This is a genomic window from Bacillus sp. FSL K6-0073 (assembly GCF_038006085.1).
GTDB classification, from domain to species: Bacteria; Bacillota; Bacilli; order Bacillales; family Bacillaceae_G; genus Bacillus_A; species Bacillus_A cereus.
This window is the reverse complement of record NZ_JBBOUN010000001.1, coordinates 1,203,176-1,219,247: the sequence shown is the minus strand read 5'-3', so window position 1 is coordinate 1,219,247 and position 16,072 is coordinate 1,203,176. Positions and strand designations below refer to the sequence as shown.

The window sequence follows — 16,072 nt, the reverse complement described above, 5'->3', positions numbered from 1 at the left end:
ATCAACCTTTTGAAAAATTCGTTTGCACCTCTTGAATTGGCCAATATCGCAAATCAACTTTACCGACAACTGTATCAGCTTTTACAAAGCCAAAGTGTCTACTATCCCAGCTCCCGAGCCGGTTATCACCTACTACAAAAATAAACCCGGGTGGCACCAGCTTTTCTTTCGTTAACTCTTCTAATGTAAAGTCGCCTGTTAGTTGCCTTCCATTTATCTCTTTCTTATACTTCTCTAAATACGGCTCATCAATAAATTGACCGTTTATATATAACTTATCCTGCTTATATTCAATATGATCTCCAGGTAAACCGATAACCCGCTTTACATAGTCCTCTTTTTTATTCGCATGAAATACCACAACGTCAAATCTGTTCAAGTCCCCAACTTGATAACTCACCTTATTTACAACTAGCATATTGCCATCTTGCAATGTCGGCATCATTGACTTCCCCTCTACAACATACGTTGAAAAGAAAAACGTTCGAAAAAATACAGCTAATAATACACCAATTAAAATTGTTCGTATCCACTCTATGCCTTCTTTTTTCAAAGTTTTCTTCATCTGCTTCTCCCCTTATCCTTTAATACTGAAGCTTTCCTTTACAAAGAAGACTATTCTTAATGTAGTTCTAACTTTACTTCGATTTTCTTACCGACATACCATAAAATAAAAATACCAATCCCTACAATAACTGATTTCACTGGATTATGAATAAATGACATTAAATCATGACCGATATACGTTAAAATAAAAATCATCACAAGTTTTCCGAATGCTAACGCTAGACCAAACTGTTTTACACTAATTCGGGATAAACCAGCGACAACATTTATTAGCGCTGACGGTGTAAACGGAAAACAAAATATAACAAAAATCGGTGCGAATCCTTTCCTTTCAATCCACCCCATTGCTTTTCGTACTCTCTCATGCTTATTTACAAACGAAAAGAAACGACTGCGACCAAAATGGCGGATGATGAAAAAGACAAGTAATGCACCCATTACTGATCCAAGCCATGAATAAAGAAAACCGAGCCAAAAGCCAAATGCAACAGCATTCGCCAGTACAAATACAATAAGCGGTAATACCGGAATCAACGCCTCTATCATCGGTAAACCAATACCAAGAAGTGGTCCGAACGCTTTATAACTCTCAACAATATGATCCATATTTTCTGGTGAAAAATACTCTTTGATTGTCTGAAAATCCATTCTACACTTTACCCCTTTACTCTAAATACTATCCCTACTGTATCATTGCTTATATGAAAGAGGAAATGGTAGATACGACATACGGAGATGTATTTATTAAAGTTTCCATATCTTTCATAAGAATTCCTTCATTATTTAGCTATGATAATCTATCAATATTCGACAGGACGTGTCGTTCATTTTGTTATTTAGATTGTTTTTCGGTTTTTATCGGTAAATGAAATTATACTGGTGATTTTCTAAATATATCGCCTTATCTACAAAGACTGACTGACAAACAAAAAAAGAATGGGGATTCCCCCATCCTTTCACACTTCGCCTTCCTTCACAAAATACACCTTCTCATAAGCGGGTCTTAATGTTGATTCCTCTTTTTTATCGACCTCTTTAAAACAAGGATTCCCTTGTTTTTTCCTACGATCTTCATATTCAGTACGTAATTTCGCTGTACGATTTTGTTGATTTTCAAAACTAGTTTTTGATATTTCTAATTTCACAGCAAAGCCATTTATAAATCTAATAATAAGATTTCCATCTTCTAATTCTTTATTACTTTCAATATAAAAATGAGACAACCAAGCGCACTCTTTTCTAGAGTAAGAATAGGTAGGGAAAAAATAAAGTTGATCTGCTGGACTAATCGCAATCGGTGCTTTATGTGTAATATGAGTTAACTCTTTCGTTCCTTCTTTTCTGCCTAAGAAACTAGAGCCATGCTTGCGGCAACTTCTTTCTATAATATCTAGAGGTTTTTGAAATACGAAAAAAGAATCATTCATTTCAACGACTCGCGTAACAATTTTCTTTTCACTTAGAATAACAGGAAGTAAGGCCATCGTATTTTTCGTTACAACATAATTTTCGACATAGCGTTCCACTTTACTTTCCATACTCCATTATCTCCTTTTTTCCATTTATATTAGCAGCTGCATATATAATTTTAGCATCTATGAAAAGGAAATAGCTTACAAGTTCCGCTTTTTTACAATTTTTTATCATTTATCAAACATTTGTTAAACAATAAAATCAAAATATATAAATTAATTAATTTTAAAGTTATAAAAACAGCATTTATACTACCTATAAATATTTATTATCCATTCCTCATTTCACATCATTACAACAACTAACTTTGCTATAATTAAAATGTAAATCCAATATATGGAGGGCCACTATGGAAGAAAAAGAGATCCAACCATCGATTCAAATGAAAAATAGTAGCGTCATTATCGTGAAAAACTCAGCTAGTATTATATTCGGTTTATTTTTCATTCTGCTATTCTTTGCCAAACCGTTTCGTAAATCAAAATGTCCAGAATGTAAAAAACGTGAGAAGAAAAAATCAGGGCAAGAACAATAAAAGGCCTTCCTTTATGGAATGCCTTTTTACATTCGTAGTATCATTTTATTTATTCTTCTTCCCCCTAAAAAACGACTATATTTTCTTCCAAGGTTCTCTACATCTTTTTTGATTTGTAATATGATCCTTATATAAAACATGAGAAAGAGTATTTGTACTTGTTACCCGCTTTTAATTTTTATTAAAAAATTAAAATTTGTACATCTTTATCCATCACTAACAATTCGTTAATTAGTTAACTTTGCAATATAAGTTTTGTATATAATGTCATTCAAAAACACAATATATATAAGTAGCTATTTATAATTACATTGCTTTTTATCGAATTCTACAAAGGAGTTGTATACTATGGATAAAGAAAATCCATTAAATCAGCAGGTTAATAGCATTCCCTCAGATGCTCTGAATACCCCTAGTAAGGAACAAGAACAACTGTTAGAAACATCATCTCAAAACGTACAAAATTCCAACAACAACGCTAACAAAAAAGATGTTACTCAAGGTCTATCTGGAAAAGATTTCCCCATTTCAACAGAGAATACAAATTTATAGTTATTTACTATCATACGCAGCAAATGCTCTTGCTGAACTAATTCTTCTACAGAAACTAATACGCATTCCAGATAATTTTTTACCAGTTGTAACATCGAAAAAGAGATTTAGATATAAAAACAGGCTCTAAAAAAACTTTCTCCACAACAAAAAAAGGATGGCATTAGCCATCCTTTTTTCCATCATCAACTATAAAATTATAGTTTGATTACGTTTTTAGCTTGAGGTCCACGGTTACCGTCTTCGATTTCGAAGCTAACTTTTTGACCTTCTTCTAAAGATTTGAAACCGTCAGTTTCGATTGCTGAGAAGTGTACGAATACGTCGTTTTCGCCTGGAACTTCGATGAAACCGAAACCTTTTTCGTTGTTAAACCATTTTACTTGTCCTGTTACTGCCATAATTATTTCCTCCTAAGAAAATACAAATTTTAAATTTTTTAGTCTTCCTGTCTAAAAAAAGAATCCACACATTATCAAATACGAAACATAAACTAGTTCTCACATACTTTTTCTCGTTCGTTTTCAGCACTTGATAACATATGGATTGCTTAATTTAACTATTCAACTGACATCATCATAGCACATTAAAATAAAATGTACAATCTTTTTCGAAAATAGAATTTCTAATTTTTAGTATTTCTTATAAAATATAATTATCTCTATTCTAAATAAGGAGGAATTTATGACCAATAAAATTCCTAGAAAAACATTAAAAAGAATTGAAGAGGATATTGAAAATAATAATCTTGGAAAAGCAAGAGATAGGTTGCATGGCCTCATCTTTACATACCCAAATGAATTACATCTTCGAAAACAACTCGGAGATATTTATTATAAATTACAATATCCAGAAATGGCTGGACGTTACTGGTATCTAGAAGAGCATAAAACAGATATTATGCATGAATCATGTTTATTATTTGAAAAATCAATGGGAAATAGTCCTCATCATATTGCACGTGCTTTAAAGTTTAAAGGCGATTCTAACCATATAAAAGGTTTGTATAAAGATCAACCTTTATCTTCAGTGCAGAAGAAAGTAGCAGAGGAGTTAATTTATGAGTATAAAGAAACATGGAAAGATAAGCTAGTTCCTTTTGGCTGTCTAGCATTGCTTGCTTCCCTTCTCTTTTCTGCCGTTGTTGGTCTATTCACTATTTGGAATTGGATTTTTTAATCACAGGGGGAATTTTCACATGTCAAACTACGCTAAAGAAGAAAGGCTAACAGGGGGAAACGTCTCAAGCGTATATCGTTCTGAAAATACTGTTCGGCGAGAGTTAAAGCCAGGCAGTGAAAAGATTCATAAGCTATTGCAACATTTAGAAAACAAAGGATTTCATTATGCTCCAAAGTTTTTAGGTGTAGATGAAAAAGATAGAGAGATTTTATCCTTTATTGAAGGAGAAGCTGGCAATTATCCTTTAAAAGAATATATGCGATCTAATGATGTATTAAAAAAAATAGCAAAGATGCTCCGCCTTTACCATGATGCTGTAAGTGATTTTCCGTTATTAGCTGATTGGAAACCGATGGATCATACTCCAAATAACATTGAGGTTTTATGTCACAATGATTTTGCCATATATAACATTATTTTTAATAATGAGAAGCCAGTAGGGATTATTGATTTCGATGTTGCTGCTCCTGGTCCAAGACTATGGGATATCGCTTATACACTCTATACTTGTGTGCCTTTAAGTAGAGTGTATTATACTGAATCCGGTGAAGCCGTTCATTATGACTCATCGCAACATGCAGATCGTATTAAAGAGAGAGTGAATTTGTTCGTTCAGTCCTATGATAAAAATATGGATGAAGATTACTTAGGAATGGTGTTGCTTCGATTAGAAGGGTTATGTACATATATGAAACGAAAAGCTCAAGAAGGCGACTTGAATTTCCAAAGAATGATCGATGAAGGACATCTAGAGCATTATGAGAAAGATATGAAGTTTATTCGTGATCATAGGGCTGAGTGGAGTTGATTTAGTAATAAAGAAAAGTTAGTATCGTTTTTTGCCGACAACTCAATCTCTCTTTTCGAATCGTTTAGAAAATAACAAGGGGCACCTTTCAAAAAGGTGCCCCTTCCTTTTATTTCGTAAACTGTGCTTCTTCCGTAGATCCTTTTAACGCTGTCGTTGATGAAGTTCCGCCTGTAATCACTTGTGCCACTTCATCAAAGTAACCTGTTCCTACTTCGCGTTGATGACGTGTTGCAGAGTAGCCATGTTTTTCAGCTGCGAATTCTGCTTGTTGTAGTTCAGAGTATGCTGCCATGCCGCGCTCTTTATAGCCACGTGCTAGTTCAAACATACCGTAATTTAATGAATGGAATCCAGCAAGTGTTACGAATTGGAACTTGTAACCGTAAGATGCGATTTCCTTTTGGAAGCTTGCAATTGTTTTTTCATCTAGTTTTTGTTTCCAGTTGAATGAAGGTGAGCAGTTATATGCAAGTAGCTTCCCTGGATGCTCCTTATGAATTGCGTCCGCAAATCGTTTTGCATCTTCTAAATTTGGTTCTGACGTTTCACACCAAACGAGGTCTGCGTACGGTGCATACGCTAAACCGCGCGCAATTGCTTGATCAAGACCTGCATTCGTACGGTAAAACCCTTCTGATGTTCTTTCTCCTGTAATAAATGCTTTATCAACAGGATCAATATCGCTCGTAATTAAATCAGCTGCATCCGCATCTGTTCTTGCAACGATAATTGTCGGCACTCCCATTACATCTGCTGCAAGGCGTGCAGAAATTAAATTGCGTACTGCTGTTTGCGTTGGTAGTAGTACTTTTCCGCCTAAATGGCCACATTTTTTCTCTGAAGATAATTGATCTTCAAAATGCACACCTGATGCACCTGCTTCAATCATACCTTTCATCAGTTCGAATACATTTAATTGCCCACCAAATCCAGCTTCTGCATCTGCTACAATCGGTACGAAATAGTCTGTATCATCGCTTCCTTCCATATGCTGAATTTGATCCGCACGTTGAAGCGTTTGATTAATTCGTTTTACTACAGCAGGTACGCTGTTCGCTGGATATAAACTTTGGTCTGGATACATATGCCCAGAAAGGTTTGCATCAGCTGCTACTTGCCAACCACTTAAGTAAATCGCTTTTAACCCAGCTTTTACTTGTTGCATCGCTTGGTTTCCTGTTAATGCGCCAAGTGCGTTAATATAGTCTTCTGTATGAAGCGATGTCCAAAGCTTCTCAGCACCACGACGCGCTAACGTATGTTCAATATCAATTGACCCGCGCAGGCGAATTACATCTTCTGCCGAATATGGACGTGTGATCCCTTTCCAACGCTCATCTAATTCCCAGCTTTCTTGTAACTTCTCGATTCTTTCGTTTTTCATTTGTTCCATCCCCTTTTCATTTTTTATAAAATTTCATAACCCGGTAATGTTAAAAATGGTACGAATTCATCATTTCGAACGAGATTTGTAAACAACGTTGTCGCCTCTTGGAATCTCCCTTTCTTAAAGGCTTCCTTACCAATCTCTCTTTCTATTTTTGCTAATTCTTCTTCTTTTAATTCTTCCATTAATTCAAGCGTAATATTACGACCATCATTTAGTTTTCCACCTTCATGACGAATCCATTGCCATACTTGTGCTCTTGAAATTTCAGCTGTTGCCGCATCTTCCATTAAGTTATAAATGGGTGCTGCTCCCCGTCCGCTTAACCAAGATGCAATATATTGAATACCTACGCTAATATTCATGCGAAGGCCCTCTTCTGTAATCGTTCCCACCGGTACCTCTAGTAAATCGTTTTCTGTTACACATATTTCTTCACGTTTTCTAAAAATTTGATTTGGTGTTTTCATAATGTGATTAAACACTTCCATTGCAACCGGTACAAGTCCAGGGTGGGCAACCCAAGTCCCGTCATGACCGTCTAAAGCTTCGCGTTCCTTATCAGCACGCACTTTTTCAAAAGCTGCTTCATTTGCTTCTGGATTATTTTTAATCGGAATTTGTGCCGCCATTCCTCCAATTGCTGGTGCATTACGGCGGTGACATGTTTGAATTACTTTCAAAGAATACGAACGCATAAATGGCGCCGTCATCGTGACTTGTGCTCTATCTGGTAGTAAGAATTTATTATGATTACGGAAACTCTTTAAAAAGCTAAAAATATAATCCCATCTTCCGCAGTTTAAGCCAGCAGAATGATCTTTTAGCTCATACAAAATTTCATCCATTTCAAACGAAGCGTGAATCGTTTCCAGTAACACAGTTGCTTTAATCGTTCCATTTGGAATGCCGATATATTTTTGAGCAAATACGAATACATCATTCCATAATCTCGCTTCTAAATAACTTTCCATTTTCGGTAAGTAAAAGTATGGGCCGCTCCCTTTTGCTAAAAGAGCTTTCGCATTATGGAAAAAGTACAAGCCGAAGTCTACTAAGCTACCCGACATATTTTTCCCATCAACTTGCATATGCTTTTCCTCTAAATGCCATCCTCTTGGACGTACAATGAGTACAGCTGTTTTCTCATTTAATCTATATTCTTTCCCTTTATCATTTTCATGTGAAATCGTTCCCTTTACTGCATCTCGTAAATTGATTTGGCCTTCCACTGCATTTTCCCAAGTTGGTGAATTCGAATCTTCAAAATCCGCCATAAAAAGATGCGCTCCTGAATTTAAAGCGTTAATGACCATCTTTCTATCTACCGGTCCAGTAATCTCTACACGGCGATCCTCTAAGTCTTTTGGCAGCTTGGCAATTGTCCAATCCGCTTCACGTATGTGTTTTGTTTCTTCTAGAAACTTCGGAAACTCCCCTGCATCAATTCTCTTTTGTTTTTCTACACGTTTTTGTAAAAGTTCTATGCGGCGCTCATTAAAATTCTCATGTAGTTCCTTCAAAAAACTAAGCACCTCAGGTGTCAATATTTCGCTGTACGCTGGTAACATTTCTCCAACGAGTGTAACCCGTGAAGTTTGCGTCGACATATTAGCATCCCCTTCTTAAACTGTTTTATAACAGATTTGATTTCATGTTTTATATTATATAACAAATCTTCAGAAAAGGAAGTTTTTTTCGAAAATTCATTTCGTTTTTTTTCAAAACGCCATTCTTTCGCGCTTTATTTCATACAAAAAAGGCCGCTGTTATACAACAACGACCTTTTTGTATTATTTTTGAATTTCACTTTGACTAGTTAAACTTTATTACTGCCCTTGTTCCATATCATGCAATATTGCTCTATGTAAAAACTGTGCGTATTGTTCTCTCGTTACCTTCATAGACGGACCGAATTTACCTTCTCCGATTCCCATTGTAATACCATTTGTTTGTACTGCACTAATTGCATTCGTTGCCCATGAATTTGCTGAAACATCATTAAAGTTATGAGATCCCTTTGCCTGTAGGTCAAAAGCATTCGTAAGAACTTGTGCCATTTCCGCACGCGTTAACGTCGCCTTCGGTCTAAAGTTTCCATTCTCGTCTCCCTGGAAAATTCCGATTTCCGTTAGAGCCAATATCTCCTCGATAAAGCTTGTTGAATTTTCATCGATATCTCCATATGGGTTTTCATATTCATCTTGTTCTTCCATATCAAACACACGGTAAATTAAAGCTGCAACTTGCTCACGTGTTACATTATCCCCAAAACCGAATATTCCATCGCCATATCCCAAAATTATTTCTTGTTCCGCTAATTCATGAATTGCCTCATATGCCCAATGTCCTTTTGGTACATCTTTAAATACAATTGTATTTGCCTTTTGCAACGGTGCACTTTCCGCTTTTACACTATTACTCTCTGCTGAGAATAACACCCCACCCATAATTGTTAATGCTGTAGCTGTTTTTAATAATTTTTTGCTCATCAAATTATCTCCCCAATATGTATATGTTTTTTTAAAAATATACAGAATAAATGGTATAGTGACAATATATTTTCCGACACATTTCGTGACGGTTTTGTGAATCATATTACACATCATGTCTTTTTCATCGGGTTGATTAAAAGCTTGTTTATAACCATAAAAATACATAAATACGAATAATAATTCTTTTTTAAACAAACAAAAAAGCACAAATTTTTCTATTTGTGCTTTCATATTTCACTCTACTTCCAATCCTCTTTCAAATGATAATTAATAATCGCATTATTAATAAACTGAGCATATTGTTCTCTAGGTACAGGGCGATTTAATTCATACATGCCATTCCCAGTTCCTCTCACAACATTATTAGATTGTAACGCACTAATTGCATCTTCTGCCCAGTGACCTTTTGGAATATCTTTAAATGTATGTTTTTGTTTCGTTTCAAAATTAAATGCTCGTTTTAAAATGACAGCCATTTCCGCTCTAGAGATTGGTGCTTTCGGCCTAAAATTCCCTTGGCCATCCCCTGTAAAAACACCACGTTTTGTTAACGCTAAAATTTCCTTTTTAAAAGTGGTTGTACTATGAGAAACATCTTTATATGGATTCGCTACTGGCCCTTCTTCTTTTATCTCAAGTGTTCTGTAAATAGTCCCAGCTACTTGTTCACGTGTTATAAGATCGCCAACACCATACTTCCCGTTTCCATACCCTAATATAATTTTATGATACGCTAAATCCATAATAGCATCATATGCCCAAAATCCGTATGGAACATCTTCAAACACAATCATTTGTGGATACTCTTCCGCTTTTACAGGTGTCACATTCGCCCCTGCAAATATACCTCCTGCCATTGTCGCAATCATCATTACACCCAATATTTTTTTCTTCATTATCCTCTCTCCCTATTTCATTCAAATAAAATGAACTTCATTGTTTCAGGAGTACTATTTTTTGTGAATGTAAGATAAAATGCAAATCTTCTAGAAGAAATATTTCCACTACCTTTCTGCTTTATACCCCCTTCTTTCTTTTTCAAAAAGGAAGTTGTCACATCTAAGGTGTTATATACTAAAACATTCTACAATCTCTTTATAAACTCCTTTTCACTTTATAACTTCCCTTTATTGGCACCTAAAGGAGATGCCTAATGGAGGTTACTATATTCATGGTTTATATTTCAGAGGTAGCATTTTTCACTGAATTTTGAGGTGGGGGTCTTACTGCCCAGCAAATAACAGGATAAAAAAATCATCCTTTTTTCTTAAAAGAGGATGATTTTTTTATATTTATTAACACTCAAATATGCTACTACTTTTGAAGAGTAAATTGGGCAACTATTTGTTTTAATTTTCCTGCTGCGTTATGCATATGTTCAATTGAAACCGAAATCTCTTGAACAGATTTTTCTTGCTGTTGAATAGACTCTTTTACCCTATCAGTTCGGTCAGATGATCTTTGGGAAATTTGAGCCATGTCTTCTGCAGAAGCCGAGATTTCCTCACTACTCGCTGCAATTTCATCTGTAGACATAGATACCGTTTGAATTTGCTCAGATACTTGCTGTACTTTTTCTGTAATTGTTCCAAATACTTTTTCTGTATGCATTACTACTTGTGTACCTGCCTGTACCTCATTATCTACTTTCCCCATCATATGTACCGTATGGTTCGTTGTTCCCATAACTTGAGTAATAAGATTCTCAATTTGTTTTGCAGAATCACTAGATTGTTCTGCTAATTTCCGCACTTCATCTGCCACAATTGCAAATCCTCTACCACTTTCACCAGCACGTGCAGCCTCAATTGCGGCGTTTAATGCTAATAAGTTAATCTGGGAGGTAATACCTTGCATAACATCAATGATTTTAACAATTTCTTCTGATTGTTCTTTCATAGTCTCTACTTGTTTCACACCGCTATGTACCGAATTTTGGATTGTATCCATCTGTTGAATCATTTGTTTCATTAATTTGTTACCACTCTCTGCATCTAATGCTGATTGAGCAGATAATTCATTTACAGAGGATGATGTATTGACTATACTCTGCATTCCTTGCGTCAACTCTTCCATCGCACCCGCAGTTTGTTCCATTGCTTGCATTTGACTCTCTGCACCATTTGCAACTTCTTCAATATCCATAGTGATTTTCTTCGCTGCACTACTAGATACTTCTGATGCAGATACTACTCCGTCTGCATGTTGGAATAAAAGCTGAATATTATTCTCTACTTCTTGCATATTTGTTCTTAGCCCTGCAATCATCTCGTTAAAATTACTTACTAATATACCTAATTCATCCTTAGCAGTATAATCACCATGTACGGTTAAATCTCCTTCTTTCGCTCTTTCCATCATACGACTAACCGTTTGTAAAGGAGCAACTATGAGCTTGCTAATAATATAACTTACTATACATATAACGATTGTAGTAACTACTACAAGAATGATAAAGGTAATAACGGAACGATCAATCATTTTTTGAGAATCTTCAAATACTTGGTCAGCTAAATTTGAAACATACGATTCTAGATCCACTGCATAACCAGCTAACTCTATTCCCTTCGGTTTTAATTCCTTCTGAAATTCATTTACCATTTGTGGCTCATTTGTTACCTTCGCCTTTTCAAATAATTTTTTATATGTATCTTTATAACTTGGCAAAGATTTCTTCATCTTCTGAAATAGTTCATCCTCTTGCTTACTTAAATTAAAACCATCATCATATTCTTTTAATAAAGAATCATATTTTTTAAGATCCTTTTCAATATTATCAATTATCCCCTCTTTATTTGCCACTTCATTTTGTGATGCCGTAATTAATTCTAGTAAGTTATATTCTAATGAATTTTGTGTACGAAGCATTCCTTCTAATAAAATTGCAGAATATTGATAATCATCTACTACAACCTCTGTATCGTGCTTAATCTTATTAATAGAATGAATTGCTACACTGCTCATAATTACCATACCTAAAACTGCTAATGAAATAAGCGCTAATAATTTATATTTCACTTTTAAATTTTGTAAAAAATACATTTTTCCACCTTTATTCCTTTATATATAGATTTTTAGAATTTTATAGCTTATTATTTACAAAATCGCAATAAAAAGCAATGATAAATATTCCCAATATCAAACTTATATCCCTATAAAAAAAGAAGTAGCTATCATGCTACTCCTTTTTGCTTTGTTTCTCATATTGTTCAAACGTATGAATTCTTTCAAAAATTGGTGGGTGCGTGTATAAGAAAAATTTTACTAACGCAGGCGGATTTACTTGGCTTAAACTTGTTTTTGATAAATATTGAAAAGTTTTCACACCAGATTTCCCGTCCTTCGTCATATTTAAAGCATATTGATCTGCGGCTCTTTCTTCTATACGTGAAACGTAGTTTGTTGCTGGTTGTGCTGCAAAAGAGAGGACAGAAGAAATTAAGAAAAATAAAGGTAAAATGGAGAAACATGCTACTTTTGAAATTTGCAATGTATCTCCCCATTTGCGAATACACATATTTATAATACGACTAATTAAAAACATACCTATAAACGATAGCAATACATAACTTGCAACGCCAAAATATATATGTTTCATAACATAATGCCCCATTTCATGAGCCATTATAAATAAAATCTCTTTATCTTTTAACTGCTTAAGCGTTGTATCCCACATTACAATACGAGCGTTAGGACCAATTCCTGTTACGTAAGCATTTAATGCATTCGTTTTTTCTGACATGTTTACTTCATATACGTGTTTAGCAGGAATGTCCGCTTTGTCTGCTATCGCTAAAATTTTCGTTTCTAATTCTTTATTTTTCAGCGTCGAGAAGTCGTTATACAGTGGATCAATAACGACAGGCTGTATGAATGTTAAAAAGATTGTAAATGGAACAGAGAGCGCCCATCCTGCGAGCCACCATCTCTTCGGAAATTTACGGATAAGCCATAATAGAACGGTAACTACGATTAACATAGTCGCATAACTTTCCCAAAAACCGATAACATGATCTTTTATCCAGCTTTGTGTACTTTGTGTTGAAATGCCGTAATCAACGGACACTTTCCGGCCAATCCATTGCATCGGTAAGGCAAGCACTGTTGTCAATAATGATAAATAAAAGAAATAAATCGCAACTTGCAAAACACTTATTTTAGTCGTTTCCTTCGACCATTTCTCAAACTTTCTTGAAATACCTAGCACAAGTACAAATAATAAAATAATCCATTCAAGAGGCGTCGCTAAAAAGTATAGTAAATTTTTCACGCGCGAATAATCTTGGCTTAGCGTAAGCTCTCTAGCACTCATAAACGTTTCTGGATCTGCACTCGTTCCCTTATACATGTCCGGAATAAGTTCATGATTCCATCCAAATAAATACCAATATATAAGTAACGCAAATCCAACGTACAAAAAAAACGACCAACCGATAACCTTCCTCACGCTATTCCCTCCTCTATGCTGCCTGTCTATTATTATTGTAAGTTCGTATACGCTAAATTAGAACAAGCTTATTATGCGAATTGCTCGAGAGCCTTTTATTTACATAAAAAAACTCTTCTACAAATAGAAGAGTTTTACCTACCTTTAGACACTTTCTTCGGTTCACAATCCGTAATAAGGATCACACTTACAAACTAACACGTACCCTACTTGCTTTTTAGATAAAATAAAAAGCCTCTTTAAGGAAGTACATCTATTAATAAACTAAAATCTTGTAAAGAGAAAGAACTATATTTCATAATACCCTGTACAGCTAAAAGTAAAACAAGACCGATCACACACATATAGTTAACGCTTTCTTCATTCTTTTTTTCAGTAACCACTCCACCACTTATACATAAAATCCCTAGCAAATGGAGCGCTAAATACATGAAAAAATAAGCTTCCTCCCAGCGCAAAATAACATTCACTGTCGTTATTAACACTAGACTAAGTAAAATCAAATAAAAAAACTTATTTGATGATATCGTTTCATTCATATAATTTTATACATCCCTTTCAAATTTCGAATTAATGATGTTTCAAAGCTATAAAGTAAATGATTGTTTTCATACCATAAAACAAAAGGAAAGCCACCATTACTTTCTCGAATACTTTATGAATCCACATATACTTCTCTTCATTCTTTTTGAAGATGCGCTTCATCATTTCTTCTACAATTAGACCAAATATTAGTAAAACCCCGAACACAATAAGAAGAGAAATAATATTTTCTTTTAAATGAGTACTAGAAAATACGTAATACTCTGGAAACACAATCGTATCTACTACAGGTTGAAGCCAATGACAAACACTTCTATCACACATATCTGTAATAGACGTAGCATCTATAATGTCTTTTAATATTTTTTCAACCGTCTTCTTCATCTTATTTACTCCCGACTACATCTGAAAAGCTCTTTTTCTGCTCTGCATATATAACTGGCACTTCTTTACTCCAATATTTGCGATTAACAAATAAAAAGATAAGTACTAAGTTTAATCCTGTTATAAAAATAATAAGTCCAGGAAAGAATGTCGTATAATTTGAGAAATCGGCAAAACTCATAATTTTTTCTCTACTTATTAGAAAAGACGCACCTATTACAAATGCATTGTTTAACATATGTATTGCAATTGGCATGAGTAAACTTTTCGTACGAATATATACGATTGACAATACGATGCTGAATATGGCTGCACCGAGGAAATCAACATGTAACAACGCAAACAATATTGCTACAACGATGGTCGCTATGCTCGTTCCCCATTTTGTTGCAAAACGTTGAAGTAAAAATCCGCGAAAAACAAATTCCCCGATAATTGGTGCGATGAATACGACCCTAATGACTTGAGATACATATCCCCCAGTACTATCTACAATTGGTTCATGCAGGGCGTTCATAATAAAGTCCGGTGTAATCCATGCAAAACTATACATATACAAAATAAGATACCCGTAACTAAACATGCATAACATAACCGTAATGTATAAAACTTGTACCAAGTTAAATGTTTCATTTTTATTAACAAATAATGAAAATGAAATGTGGTGCTTTCTATACTCATAAGAAATCCATACCATCGGAAGGATATAGAATATAAGGATATTTATAAAAGAAGAATTTTGTATATGAAATATACTTGTTAGCAAATCGCCACTACTTCTCGCTATTAAAATTAATAGTGCAAATACAATTAAAAAATATCTAGCTCGCATCACTTGAAACGGGTTCACACTCATCTCCTCCCCTATGTTACTTTTATCATATCATTTGATTCTTAATTTTTTGCGAAAGAAAACCTTAAAATTTCCTTAAAAATTCCATAAGTTACAAAATGATGATATGATATTCGAGAAAATTAGGAGGGATATTTATGTACCAAGCAAATATTTTACTCGTTGATGATGAAACAGCAATTTTACAATTACTAACTACCATTCTTGAAAAAGAAGGCTTTTCTCATATTACAACTGCAACATCAGCTGAAATAGCTTTATCTCTAACTAAGCAAAACCATTACGATTTAATTATTTTAGATGTAATGCTTCCTGGACAATCTGGTTTTGATATTTGTCCAATCATTCGCCAACAAACAGATTGTCCAATTTTCTTCCTATCAGCAAAAGCATCTGATTTAGATAAAATATCCGGATTTTCATACGGTGCAGATGATTATATTACGAAACCATTTAATCCATTAGAAGTAGTAGCACGTATGAAAGCACAGCTTCGGAGACATATGAAACAAACCGTACCACACGAACAAAAACCACACTCAATTTCATTTGGAAGATTTGAAATTAATCAGCACTCTGCAGAACTAACAGTAGATGGGCACATTGTCGAATGCTCCGCTCAACTCTTTCAACTACTACTCTTCTTTTGCGAGAATCCGAACTACGTATTTTCGAAAGAGGAAATATATGAAAAAGTTTGGGGAGCACCTGCCTATAATGGCGATGACAACACTGTTATGGTCCACATTCGAAAACTACGTGAAAAAATTGAACACGATCCAAGTAAACCAGAATATATAAAAACCGTTCGCGGGCTTGGTTATAAGTTCGTTACAAAGTAGG

Annotated in this window: 18 protein-coding genes and 1 pseudogene; 5 read left to right on the top strand and 14 right to left on the bottom strand. The window is 34.6% G+C overall.

The features are described from left to right. Nucleotide 1: 1 nt before the first annotated feature. From lepB to MHB52_RS06410, 3 genes are all read right to left on the bottom strand, one after another. Entirely contained in the window at nt 2–565 is a 564-nt protein-coding gene (lepB, locus tag MHB52_RS06420) for a signal peptidase I (RefSeq protein WP_000751910.1), read from the bottom strand. 56 nt (nt 566–621) lie between these two features. Then, entirely contained in the window at nt 622–1,215 is a 594-nt protein-coding gene (locus MHB52_RS06415; protein WP_000347520.1) for a TVP38/TMEM64 family protein, read from the bottom strand. Between the two features lie 308 nt (nt 1,216–1,523). Further along, complete coding sequence (locus tag MHB52_RS06410) at nt 1,524–2,105, bottom strand: competence protein ComK (protein WP_000444439.1); 582 nt, start codon at nt 2,103–2,105, stop codon at nt 1,524–1,526. Between the two features lie 284 nt (nt 2,106–2,389). On the opposite strand from MHB52_RS06410, the gene MHB52_RS06405 reads away from it, so the two are divergent. After that, complete coding sequence (locus tag MHB52_RS06405; RefSeq protein ID WP_000391373.1) at nt 2,390–2,575, top strand: hypothetical protein; 186 nt, start codon at nt 2,390–2,392, stop codon at nt 2,573–2,575. Between the two features lie 348 nt (nt 2,576–2,923). Continuing rightward, nucleotides 2,924–3,127, top strand: a complete 204-nt coding sequence (locus tag MHB52_RS06400) for a hypothetical protein (RefSeq protein WP_000356922.1) — start codon at nt 2,924–2,926, stop codon at nt 3,125–3,127. A 197-nt stretch (nt 3,128–3,324) separates the two neighbouring features. Here MHB52_RS06400 and cspA read toward each other — a convergent pair whose 3' ends face one another. Continuing rightward, entirely contained in the window at nt 3,325–3,528 is a 204-nt protein-coding gene (cspA, locus tag MHB52_RS06395; protein WP_000301518.1) for an RNA chaperone/antiterminator CspA, read from the bottom strand. A 283-nt stretch (nt 3,529–3,811) separates the two neighbouring features. On the opposite strand from cspA, the gene MHB52_RS06390 reads away from it, so the two are divergent. Then, nucleotides 3,812–4,306 carry a DUF6584 family protein gene (locus tag MHB52_RS06390; RefSeq protein ID WP_000182391.1) on the top strand — a complete coding sequence of 165 codons (495 nt, stop codon included), beginning with the start codon at nt 3,812–3,814 and terminating at the stop codon, nt 4,304–4,306. 19 nt (nt 4,307–4,325) lie between these two features. Continuing rightward, nucleotides 4,326–5,117, top strand: a complete 792-nt coding sequence (locus MHB52_RS06385; RefSeq protein WP_000073796.1) for a phosphotransferase — start codon at nt 4,326–4,328, stop codon at nt 5,115–5,117. A 109-nt stretch (nt 5,118–5,226) separates the two neighbouring features. On the opposite strand, the gene aceA is transcribed toward MHB52_RS06385, so the two are convergent. The 10 genes and pseudogenes from aceA to MHB52_RS06340 all read right to left on the bottom strand — a co-directional run bounded on the left by aceA (nt 5,227) and on the right by MHB52_RS06340 (nt 15,226). Beyond that, nucleotides 5,227–6,504, bottom strand: a complete 1,278-nt coding sequence (gene aceA / locus MHB52_RS06380) for an isocitrate lyase (RefSeq protein WP_080451632.1) — start codon at nt 6,502–6,504, stop codon at nt 5,227–5,229. 23 nt (nt 6,505–6,527) lie between these two features. After that, complete coding sequence (aceB, locus tag MHB52_RS06375; protein WP_000107347.1) at nt 6,528–8,117, bottom strand: malate synthase A; 1,590 nt, start codon at nt 8,115–8,117, stop codon at nt 6,528–6,530. Between the two features lie 219 nt (nt 8,118–8,336). After that, nucleotides 8,337–9,104, bottom strand: coding sequence for an S-layer homology domain-containing protein (locus tag MHB52_RS06370; protein ID WP_114159535.1), 768 nt, complete (start codon nt 9,102–9,104; stop codon nt 8,337–8,339). A gap of 137 nt (nt 9,105–9,241) precedes the next feature. Next, nucleotides 9,242–9,898 (bottom strand): S-layer homology domain-containing protein, encoded by a 657-nt coding sequence (locus tag MHB52_RS06365; protein WP_061663892.1) that lies wholly within the window; start codon nt 9,896–9,898, stop codon nt 9,242–9,244. A 418-nt stretch (nt 9,899–10,316) separates the two neighbouring features. Beyond that, complete coding sequence (locus MHB52_RS36770) at nt 10,317–11,108, bottom strand: methyl-accepting chemotaxis protein (protein WP_404978265.1); 792 nt, start codon at nt 11,106–11,108, stop codon at nt 10,317–10,319. 156 nt (nt 11,109–11,264) lie between these two features. Beyond that, nucleotides 11,265–12,044: pseudogene (locus MHB52_RS36765) on the bottom strand (MCP four helix bundle domain-containing protein); the annotation flags it as partial. A 136-nt stretch (nt 12,045–12,180) separates the two neighbouring features. Further along, complete coding sequence (locus tag MHB52_RS06355) at nt 12,181–13,449, bottom strand: M48 family metallopeptidase (protein ID WP_001233273.1); 1,269 nt, start codon at nt 13,447–13,449, stop codon at nt 12,181–12,183. A 239-nt stretch (nt 13,450–13,688) separates the two neighbouring features. Then, nucleotides 13,689–13,988, bottom strand: coding sequence for a DUF2101 family protein (locus tag MHB52_RS06350; protein ID WP_001006050.1), 300 nt, complete (start codon nt 13,986–13,988; stop codon nt 13,689–13,691). 31 nt (nt 13,989–14,019) lie between these two features. Next, on the bottom strand, nt 14,020–14,376 hold the full coding sequence (locus tag MHB52_RS06345; RefSeq protein WP_000754331.1) for a hypothetical protein: 357 nt from the start codon (nt 14,374–14,376) through the stop codon (nt 14,020–14,022). Nucleotide 14,377: 1 nt separating this feature from the next. After that, nucleotides 14,378–15,226, bottom strand: a complete 849-nt coding sequence (locus MHB52_RS06340) for a CPBP family intramembrane glutamic endopeptidase (RefSeq protein WP_001067986.1) — start codon at nt 15,224–15,226, stop codon at nt 14,378–14,380. A 140-nt stretch (nt 15,227–15,366) separates the two neighbouring features. Between MHB52_RS06340 and MHB52_RS06335 the strand changes: the two genes are divergently transcribed. Then, nucleotides 15,367–16,071: a response regulator transcription factor gene (locus MHB52_RS06335; protein ID WP_000283862.1), complete on the top strand. Its 705-nt coding sequence runs from the start codon at nt 15,367–15,369 to the stop codon at nt 16,069–16,071. Nucleotide 16,072: the final 1 nt, after the last annotated feature.

Excerpts from the sequence above, each read along its gene's own strand:
- MHB52_RS06390 (WP_000182391.1), top strand. The coding sequence starts at position 3,812 with ATGACCAATAAAATTCCTAGAAAAACATTAAAAAGAATTGAAGAGGAT.
- MHB52_RS06405 (WP_000391373.1), top strand. The coding sequence starts at position 2,390 with ATGGAAGAAAAAGAGATCCAACCATCGATTCAAATGAAAAATAGTAGC.
- MHB52_RS06415 (WP_000347520.1), bottom strand. The coding sequence starts at position 1,215 with ATGGATTTTCAGACAATCAAAGAGTATTTTTCACCAGAAAATATGGAT.
- cspA (WP_000301518.1), bottom strand. The coding sequence starts at position 3,528 with ATGGCAGTAACAGGACAAGTAAAATGGTTTAACAACGAAAAAGGTTTC.
- MHB52_RS06400 (WP_000356922.1), top strand. The coding sequence starts at position 2,924 with ATGGATAAAGAAAATCCATTAAATCAGCAGGTTAATAGCATTCCCTCA.
- aceB (WP_000107347.1), bottom strand. The coding sequence starts at position 8,117 with ATGTCGACGCAAACTTCACGGGTTACACTCGTTGGAGAAATGTTACCA.
- MHB52_RS06385 (WP_000073796.1), top strand. The coding sequence starts at position 4,326 with ATGTCAAACTACGCTAAAGAAGAAAGGCTAACAGGGGGAAACGTCTCA.
- aceA (WP_080451632.1), bottom strand. The coding sequence starts at position 6,504 with ATGAAAAACGAAAGAATCGAGAAGTTACAAGAAAGCTGGGAATTAGAT.
- MHB52_RS06410 (WP_000444439.1), bottom strand. The coding sequence starts at position 2,105 with ATGGAAAGTAAAGTGGAACGCTATGTCGAAAATTATGTTGTAACGAAA.
- MHB52_RS06370 (WP_114159535.1), bottom strand. The coding sequence starts at position 9,104 with ATGATTCACAAAACCGTCACGAAATGTGTCGGAAAATATATTGTCACT.
- MHB52_RS06350 (WP_001006050.1), bottom strand. The coding sequence starts at position 13,988 with ATGAATGAAACGATATCATCAAATAAGTTTTTTTATTTGATTTTACTT.
- MHB52_RS36770 (WP_404978265.1), bottom strand. The coding sequence starts at position 11,108 with ATGCAAGCAATGGAACAAACTGCGGGTGCGATGGAAGAGTTGACGCAA.
- MHB52_RS06335 (WP_000283862.1), top strand. The coding sequence starts at position 15,367 with ATGTACCAAGCAAATATTTTACTCGTTGATGATGAAACAGCAATTTTA.
- MHB52_RS06365 (WP_061663892.1), bottom strand. The coding sequence starts at position 9,898 with ATGAAGAAAAAAATATTGGGTGTAATGATGATTGCGACAATGGCAGGA.
- MHB52_RS06345 (WP_000754331.1), bottom strand. The coding sequence starts at position 14,376 with ATGAAGAAGACGGTTGAAAAAATATTAAAAGACATTATAGATGCTACG.
- lepB (WP_000751910.1), bottom strand. The coding sequence starts at position 565 with ATGAAGAAAACTTTGAAAAAAGAAGGCATAGAGTGGATACGAACAATT.